This window comes from Mesorhizobium sp. M1A.F.Ca.IN.020.06.1.1, from assembly GCF_004023265.1.
Lineage (GTDB): Bacteria > Pseudomonadota > Alphaproteobacteria > Rhizobiales > Rhizobiaceae > Mesorhizobium.
The window spans coordinates 1-7,978 of the sequence record NZ_RZSR01000183.1 but is presented as its reverse complement, the minus strand read 5'-3'; the positions used below and the strand labels follow the sequence as shown (position 1 = coordinate 7,978).

Below are 7,978 nucleotides of genomic sequence, written 5' to 3'. Positions count from 1 at the left end.
TCGTGCTGCCGGCCTTCGTCGAGGGCCACATCCATCTCGACACCTCCTTCGATGGCGATGCCTGGCGCTCGCACATTCCCTGCACCAACGGCTTCGATGTGCGCGAGCGGGTCGCCTTCCAGATGCGGAACCTCGAGCAGGCCGCGCCGATGGAAGAGCGCGCGAAAAACCAGCTCGAGCTTTGCATCGGCAATGGCAGCCTTGCGATGCGCAGCCACGTCATGGTCGACGCCGCGGTCGGGCTGAAACATGTCGAGACGATCCTTGCCGTGCGCGAAAAATATCGCGAGCTGATCGACATCCAGCTCGTCGCCTTCCCGCAAAGCGGCATCCAGTCGTCGCCCGGCACCGCCGAGCTTCTGGACGAGGCTTTGAAGCTCGGCTGCGATCTGATCGGCGGGCTGGACCCGGCAAGCTTCGACCGCGATGTGAAGGGCCATCTCGACGTCGTCTTCGGCCTTGCCGAAAAACACGGCGCCGGAATCGATATCCACCTGCATGACGGCGGCACCCTCGGCCTGTTCGAGATCGAGGAGATCGCCGCGCGGACCACGGCACTGGGCATGCAAGGCAAAGTCGCTGTCAGCCACGCCTATGCGCTGGGCGACATTTCCGCCGACGCGCTGGCCGAAGCCGGCGAGCTGCTCGCCGCCTCCGGCGTCGCCATCATGACCAACGCGCCCGGCAACCATCCTTTCCCGCCGGTGGCGGCATTGCGCAAGGCGGGCGTCACGGTCTTTGCCGGCTCCGACAACATCCGCGATTCCTGGTGGCCCTACGGCGATGGCGACATGCTGAACCGCGCCAACATGATCGGCTACCGCTCCGGCTTCTACGAGGATCGCGAGCTGGAAGCCGCCTACGACGTGGTGAGCCATGCCGGCGCCAGGGCGCTAGGACTCGAAGGCTATGGCATCGCCGTCGGCGCCAAGGCCGATTTCGTCGCGCTCAGGGCCGAGCATGTGCCGGAAGCGGTGGTGGCCGTGCCGAAGGAGCGGACCGTGTATCGCGCGGGCAGGGAAGTGATCAGGGACGGGAAGGTGGTTGATCGGGCCGGCCTCACCGGCCTGCCATCTGCTTGACAGTCCGATAGCCGTACCGCATTTTCCGGCGAGGCAGGGGAGATTTCGCCATGAAAAAAGAATATTCGAAGCCGACGTTCGTCCGCAAAGGCCGGCTCTCGGCGCAGACCGCGCAGCAACTTCCTTCCGGTGGTACGGACTAACACCTGACGCCTATCTTGGCGGACAAGGCAATCAGCAATTGTGCGCCCGTTATTGCCGGCAGCGCCGCCTGTTGGCACTCGCCTCTAGTCTAGTGCCGCGACGTCGAAACCCAATTTAATTCGCACACAAATGTTTCAGGCCGCTCCGGCTTCGTGAAGCATTTCACCGTCTGCGCGCAATCGCCTGGTTACAGACGCACCTGAAAAGCGGCGCCCGGAGGGCGGCCGCCAGTTCTGCCGCTGCTTTGTGGAGGTTGCGATGTTTAAGAGCCTTAACCGAATTCGCGCCGCGTTCGCGCAGGCGAGCAGGCGCCGCAGGACGACGCGCGAGCTGAACGAACTGCCGCCGGAGATCCGCAAGGACATCGGATGGCCCGATACGGCCCGGGACGACGAGATTCGATTGCCGTTCTAATGCATTGTTGCCCAAAGTGCGGAGCGGTTTGGGGATAAGGGCATGCATAAGCAAAGCCTCGGCCTGCGGTGACGTGATGCCGGCAGCACGGGACGACGAACGCGCCGTCCCTGCTGCCTGGCCAGGCCGTCAGCCGGCGGGCTTGTAGGCCCCGGCAGCCTTGTTGGCGACCTCGAGCACCGCCTTCATGTCGAGTTCTTCGAGGACGACCAGCTCGCTCAACGAGCCGCTCGCGCGCACGGCAAGGGCCATGCCCATCCCGGCGACCTGATCCGGCACCTCGCCATTGACGACGACGTCGTAAATGCCGCGCGTGAACATGACGCTGCTCATCCTGCCGCCGACGCTTTCAAAGAGCGCCTGGATTGCAGCTTCGCGGTTCGATCCCTGCATCAGCCCTTTGGCGGCATGGGGTTCGTAACTTGCCAGTATGGTGACCTTCATGGCTATCTCCTCCAAATATCATTGCCTCAGGCTGCTCAATGGTTTGAGCAGCCGAGGTGATTGTTGTTTCACTGACATTTGACTTGGTCACGGACCGCCCGGGCACCATGGCCAACAGGCGGTTCAGCCGGAGCACGGCTTCGGCTTGCGACAATATGCGCCTATTCTAATATTACGACAATCCCGCGATGAGCGGACCGCCGTCGTGTCAGATATCTCCGTCAGGATATGTGGGTCAAATGTCGTCGGAGCGATGCGCCATGGCCGTTTTGTGTATTCACGCGACGGACGTGGCCTGATAATAGGTCAACGAAGCTGACCTAAATGCTAAGACCCTGAACGAAGCACTGCGGGAGGTGCGCTTTGACCGTGTTGAACCTTCTGGCCTCGCGCTCCTCGCGCATGAAGGCCTCGGAAATCCGCGAGCTCCTGAAGCTGCTCGATCAGCCCGACATCATCTCGTTCGCCGGCGGTATTCCCGATGCCTCGCTGTTTCCGGCCGAGGCCATCGGCGACGCCTATCAGGCCGTGCTCGGCGGCGCGGAAGCGGGGGCCGCGCTGCAATACCAGGTCAGCGAAGGTTTCCTGCCGCTGCGCAAATGGCTGGCCGGCTATATGGGCGGACTCGGCATCCGATGCGACGAGGGCAACATCTTCATCACCTCCGGCTCGCAGCAGGCGCTCGACTATCTTGGCAAGCTGTTTCTGTCGCCGGGCGATACCGCGCTGGTCACCTGGCCGACCTATCTCGGCGCGCTGCAGGCCTTCAACGCCTACGAGCCGCGTTACGACCGGCTGAACATTGCCGGCGGCAACATGACGCCGGAGGCCTATCGCGCGGCAGCCGCGGGCAACGGCGGCAAGGTGAAATTCGCCTATCTGGTGCCGGATTTCGCCAACCCGACTGGCAACACGCTGGATAGCAAGCAGCGCGAGGCGGTGCTCGACCTCGCCGGCGAGCTCGACATCGCCGTCATCGAGGACGCCGCCTATCGGGCGCTGCGGTATGACGGCGAGGCGGTGCCGCCGATCCTGGCGCTGGATTGTGCCCGCTCGGGCGGCATCGACAATGCCCGCACGCTCTTTTGCGGCTCCTTCTCCAAGATCCTGTCGCCAGGCATGCGCGTCGGCTGGGTCTGCGCGCCGCGCCATGTGGTGGAAAAGCTGGTGCTGATGAAACAGGCCTCCGATCTGCACAGCCCGTCGATCAACCAGATGGTCATGCATCGCGTTGCCGAGACCATCTTCGACGCCCAGGTGGAGAAGCTGATCGGTGCCTATCGCCGTCGCCGCGACGCGCTGCTCGGCGCGCTCGAGGAAAACATGCCGGACGGCATTTCCTGGAGCCGGCCGGAAGGCGGCATGTTCGTCTGGCTGACGCTGCCCGAAGGCACTGACGCCACCGCGTTGCTGGCGCGTTCGGTAAAAGAGGCGCGCGTCGCCTTCGTGCCGGGCAACGCCTTTTACGCCGACGGCACTGGCCGCAACACGCTGCGCATGTCCTTCACGCTGGCCGACGACCGCGCGGTGGGCGAGGGCGTGCCGCGATTGGCGAAGCTGCTGAGGTAGCCAATTCCCTCAAAGAGAGATCGACAGCCGGCTATCACCTCCTTCTCGCGCAGGCGTGATTGGTAGTGCGCAGCCGTGATTATAGCCCCGCCGATTCTTCGGCTAGGGTCGCGGCCGATCCAACACCCCCTGGATCGGCAGGCAGCGAAGTCCCACCTTCAAGGCCTCAACGAAAGAGCCCCGACGGCTTCCACCGGCGGGGCTTTTTTGTGTCGGCGATCCGGCGCGAATCGAAACCGCCCTACTTGTTGCAGTTCTGCATGTTCGAGGTCGTATTGCCGCTGGCCGTGTTGTTGTCGGTATCGTTGGCGCCCGTATCCTTGCAGCGATCCTGCATGCCGGCCGGCTGGTTCGTCGAATTCGTGGAATTCATGGAATTCGTGGAATTCGTGGTGGTCGTATCCGTGCCAGGGGTTGTCGGCGTGGTGACCGTGGCACCGCCCGTCGCACTGCCCGAGGCGCCGCCAGTCGTGCCCGAGACGCCGCCCGAAACGCTGCCGCTGGCGTCGCCGCTCGCGCCGGCTGTCTGAGCCATGGCGCCCGAGGTCGCGAGCGCCAGGGTAAGAACGGAAGCTGCGAGAATCTTCTTCATCATCAGGAAATCTCCATTGGTTTGCATCGTTGACTAAGTTTCCAACGGAGCTTTCCAGGGGATGTTCCGGCTGAAAAAATTCGTGAAGAACCGCATAGCTCTGTTTTTCTGAGCCAACAGCCAGATCGCGTGGCGGCACTTTCAGGAAGGGCCGGCAAGGACAAATCTGTCGCCCGGGTTGGCGAGAGGGGGGATAGTATACACGCATCGCCGCGCGTGACACTGGTCATCCGCAGTGCTCCGGATCCTCTCCTTGTAAGGGAGATCGGCAGCTCCGGCGCCTGCCGACCCGTCACGCAAAGTTGCTCGGCTCCGGCGCGCCTTTCGGATAGACTTTGGGCAATCCAAGTAGAAGGAGTGAAGCCATGACTTCGCGCCTCAGCCTGATTGGACTTGCCTTCGCTGCCTTCGCCACTCAGGCATTCGCCTTCGAGATCTCCAGCCCGTCGGTTTCCAACGACAAGTGGGACGCAAAATATCTCGGCGACAAGCCCGGATGCGGCGGCAAGAGCGTCTCGATCGCGCTTGCCTGGAAGGATCCGCCGGCGGGCACCAGGAGCTACGCGCTCACCATGTTCGATCCCGACGCCAACGACGGCAAGGGGTTCTGGCATTGGCTTGCCTGGAACATCCCGGCAAGCGCCAAGGGCCTCGCCGAAGGCGCCAGCTCCAAAGGCGGCAAGCGCCTGCCGAAGGGCACGGTGTCCGGCATGGGCGGCGTCGGTCGCACCGGCTATTTCGGCCCATGTCCGCCGCCCGGCAGCGGCACGCACCACTATGTCTTCACGATCTATGCGCTGAGTGAGGCGAAGCTGCGCACGCCGGAAAATCCGTCGCCCGAAATGGTGTCGGTCGCGGCGAAGAGCCAGGCGCTGGCGGAGGCCAGTGTGACGTATACCTACGGGAGGTAGCTGATCTCCCCCCTCGAGGGGGGAGATGGCCGGCAGGCCAAAGCGGGTCGATGCGCGTAGCGCCGACGCCCGAAGAACAATAAGAGGGCAAGTTGGCGCATCATGCGCGCCGACCCTCTCTGTCGCCTTCGGCGACATCTCCCCCGCAAGGGGAGATCAGCAGCTCACTCCGCCGCTTGCAACCTGTCCTGCGTCTTCGTCTCGAAATCGCTGGCGTCGTGGCGCTCGTGCAGCTGGGAGGCCGGATCGCCGGAGATGCGGTTGACCATGCGGCCGCGCCTTACCGCAGGCCTGGCGTCGATCGCGTCGGCCCAGCGCTGCACGTGCTTGTATTCATGCACGGCGAGGAACTGCGCGGCATCGTTGTAGCTGCGGCCTTTGGCGAGCCCGCCATACCAGGGCCAGACCGCCATGTCGGCGATGGTGTAATCCGGCCCGGCGAGATACTCGCTTTCCGCCAGCCGCCGATCCAGCACGTCCATCTGCCGCTTGGTTTCCATGGCGAAGCGGTCGATGGCGTATTCGATCTTTTCCGGCGCATAGGCGTAGAAATGCCCGAAGCCGCCGCCGAGATAGGGCGCCGAGCCCATCTGCCAGAACAGCCACGAGAAGGTTTCGGCCCGCGCTGCACGCTCCGTCGGCAGAAACTCGCCGAATTTTTCCGCCAGATAGGTGAGGATCGAGCCCGACTCGAACACGCGCACCGGCTTCGGCTCGCTGCGGTCCATCAGCGCCGGGATCTTGGAGTTCGGATTGACCTCGACGAAGCCCGAGCCGAACTGGTCGCCGTCATTGATGCGAATCAGCCAGGCGTCGTATTCGGCGCCCTTGTGGCCGCGCGCCAGCAACTCCTCCAGCATGATCGTCACCTTCTGGCCGTTGGGCGTGGCCAGCGAATAGAGCTGAAGCGGATGCTTGCCGACAGGCAATTCCTTCTCGTGCGTCGGCCCGGCGACTGGCCGGTTGATGGAGGCGAAGGTGCCGCCATTCGGCTTGTTCCAGGTCCAGACTTTCGGCGGGTTGTACTGGTTCATCTCGGGAGGCCTTGTTGCTGTGAGCGGGATGCGGGGTTCGTTGGCGCAAGATTTAGGTGCGGTTGCGCGGGCGTCAAAGAAAAAAGTTCAAATTTCGTTGAACTAACGCTTGGGCCAGCAGCGCCCCGCCTTCTCCGTCAGGGACAGATGCCCTTGCACCGCGTCCCTTTGGCCATACTTATAGAAAAAGACCCGTAATTCAGGATCGACGATGACCATCGAAAAAATCTCGCGCTCCGTCGTGGCCGTGCGCGCCACGGTTCCGGACGACGCCTTCACCGCCAATGCGCTGGGCACGCGCCGTGAGGGCAGCGGCGTGGTGATCCGCGACAGCGGGCTGGTTCTCACCATCGGCTATCTCGTCACCGAGGCCGAGGAGGTCTGGCTGACCGACCAGGACGGCCGCGTGGTTGCGGCGCATGCGCTGGCCTATGACCAGGAGACCGGCTTCGGCCTGGTGCAGGCGCTGGCGCCGCTCGGCCTGCCGGCGGTCAAGTTTGGCAACGCCAGGAAGGCCAATATCGGCGACGCCGTGACGCTTGCCGACGGCATCGGCCAGCAGGTCGACGCCCACATCGTCACCAAGCAGGAATTCGCCGGCTATTGGGAATATCTCATCGACGAGGCGATCTTCACCGCGCCGGCGCATCCGTCGTGGGGTGGTGCTGCGCTGTTCGACCGTGACGGCAAGCTGCTCGGCGTCGGCTCGCTGCGCCTGCAGATGAGCCGCGCCGGCGAGGTTGCCGACATCAACATGATCGTGCCGATCGACCTTCTGACGCCGATCCTCGACGATCTGGTCAAGCGCGGCCAGGTCGCCAAGCCGCCGCGCCCGTGGCTCGGCGCCTTCTCGGCGGAGTCGAACGGCATGGTGGTGGTGATGAGCGTCGCCGAAGGTGGTCCCGCGGCAAAGGCTGGCCTTCGCCAAGGCGACATCATCTCCGACGTGCGCGACGGCGAGGTTGACGGTCTCGCCGACTTCTATCGAAAACTCTGGCAGAACCCGGCCGGCGCGGAAATTCCGTTGCGCGTCGTGCGCGACGGCCGTGAGACCTGGCTTCGCGTAAAATCGGCCGACCGCAACTCCTTCCTCAAGAAGCCGCAGCTGCAGTAACGTGCATCCAAGGCTGCTGAAGACCTTTCTCGCGGTCGCGCGCACACGCAACGTCACGCGCGCGGCGGGCGAGCTCAATCTCGCGCAGTCGAGCGTCAGCGACCAGATCCAGTCGCTCGAGGCCGAGCTGGGCGCGACGCTGTTCACACGGTCGCGGCAAGGGCTGGACCTGACCCCGGCCGGCGAGGCGCTGCAAGCTTACGCCGAGGAATTGCTGGCGCTCGCCGACGACGCCCGGGCCGCCATCGATGCCACCAAGGCCGAGACGGCCGGCAGCCTGTCGATCGGCGCGCTCGAGACGATCGCTTCGGCAAAACTTCCCGGCTGGCTCGCCGATTTCCAGGCCGTTCATCCCGACATCAACATCAGGCTGAAAATCGCAGGCAGCGGCGAGTTGCGCCGCAGGCTGGGAGAGGGCGGGATCGACGTCGCCTTCTGCTTCGACAGACCGGGCGCCAGCGAGCCCGACGAGCGCTTCGCCAGGCGCCCCGTCGCGGCCGAGCCACTGGTGCTGATCGCGCCGCCGGGCGAGAACCGGGCGGATGTCGATCTGGGGGAGCTTGCCGAAAAGCGCTTCGTCGCCACCGAAACCGGATGCGTCTACCGCGCCATGGTCGACACGGCCTTCACCGAGGCGGGCCTCGGCGGACCGAAGCTCGCGGCCGCGGCTGGCA

At 64.3% G+C, this 7,978-nt stretch carries 9 protein-coding genes; 6 read left to right on the top strand and 3 right to left on the bottom strand.

Features of this window, described 5'->3' with window-relative positions:
• The coding region (locus EOA60_RS10960) for an amidohydrolase family protein (protein ID WP_128311350.1) at positions 1–1,082 on the top strand (1,082 nt) is incomplete at its 5' end.
• A 402-nt stretch (positions 1,083–1,484) separates the two neighbouring features.
• Positions 1,485–1,640, top strand: a complete 156-nt coding sequence (locus EOA60_RS10950) for a DUF1127 domain-containing protein (protein WP_095824518.1) — start codon at positions 1,485–1,487, stop codon at positions 1,638–1,640.
• 129 nt (positions 1,641–1,769) lie between these two features.
• On the opposite strand, the gene EOA60_RS10945 is transcribed toward EOA60_RS10950, so the two are convergent.
• Positions 1,770–2,084, bottom strand: coding sequence for a GYD domain-containing protein (locus EOA60_RS10945; RefSeq protein WP_095824517.1), 315 nt, complete (start codon positions 2,082–2,084; stop codon positions 1,770–1,772).
• Between the two features lie 402 nt (positions 2,085–2,486).
• Between EOA60_RS10945 and EOA60_RS10940 the strand changes: the two genes are divergently transcribed.
• Positions 2,487–3,653, top strand: a complete 1,167-nt coding sequence (locus EOA60_RS10940; RefSeq protein ID WP_179293628.1) for a PLP-dependent aminotransferase family protein — start codon at positions 2,487–2,489, stop codon at positions 3,651–3,653.
• Positions 3,654–3,894: 241 nt separating this feature from the next.
• On the opposite strand, the gene EOA60_RS10935 is transcribed toward EOA60_RS10940, so the two are convergent.
• On the bottom strand, positions 3,895–4,248 hold the full coding sequence (locus EOA60_RS10935) for a hypothetical protein (protein WP_095824669.1): 354 nt from the start codon (positions 4,246–4,248) through the stop codon (positions 3,895–3,897).
• A gap of 362 nt (positions 4,249–4,610) precedes the next feature.
• Here EOA60_RS10935 and EOA60_RS10930 point away from each other — a divergent pair, with 362 nt between their 5' ends.
• Positions 4,611–5,156 carry a YbhB/YbcL family Raf kinase inhibitor-like protein gene (locus EOA60_RS10930; RefSeq protein WP_095824515.1) on the top strand — a complete coding sequence of 182 codons (546 nt, stop codon included), beginning with the start codon at positions 4,611–4,613 and terminating at the stop codon, positions 5,154–5,156.
• A 164-nt stretch (positions 5,157–5,320) separates the two neighbouring features.
• Here EOA60_RS10930 and yghU read toward each other — a convergent pair whose 3' ends face one another.
• Positions 5,321–6,190, bottom strand: coding sequence for a glutathione-dependent disulfide-bond oxidoreductase (gene yghU, locus EOA60_RS10925; RefSeq protein WP_066998468.1), 870 nt, complete (start codon positions 6,188–6,190; stop codon positions 5,321–5,323).
• Between the two features lie 211 nt (positions 6,191–6,401).
• Between yghU and EOA60_RS10920 the strand changes: the two genes are divergently transcribed.
• Complete coding sequence (locus EOA60_RS10920; protein WP_127335471.1) at positions 6,402–7,304, top strand: S1C family serine protease; 903 nt, start codon at positions 6,402–6,404, stop codon at positions 7,302–7,304.
• Position 7,305: 1 nt separating this feature from the next.
• Positions 7,306–7,978: LysR family transcriptional regulator (locus tag EOA60_RS10915; RefSeq protein WP_164899260.1), on the top strand; the 673-nt coding region annotated here is incomplete at its 3' end.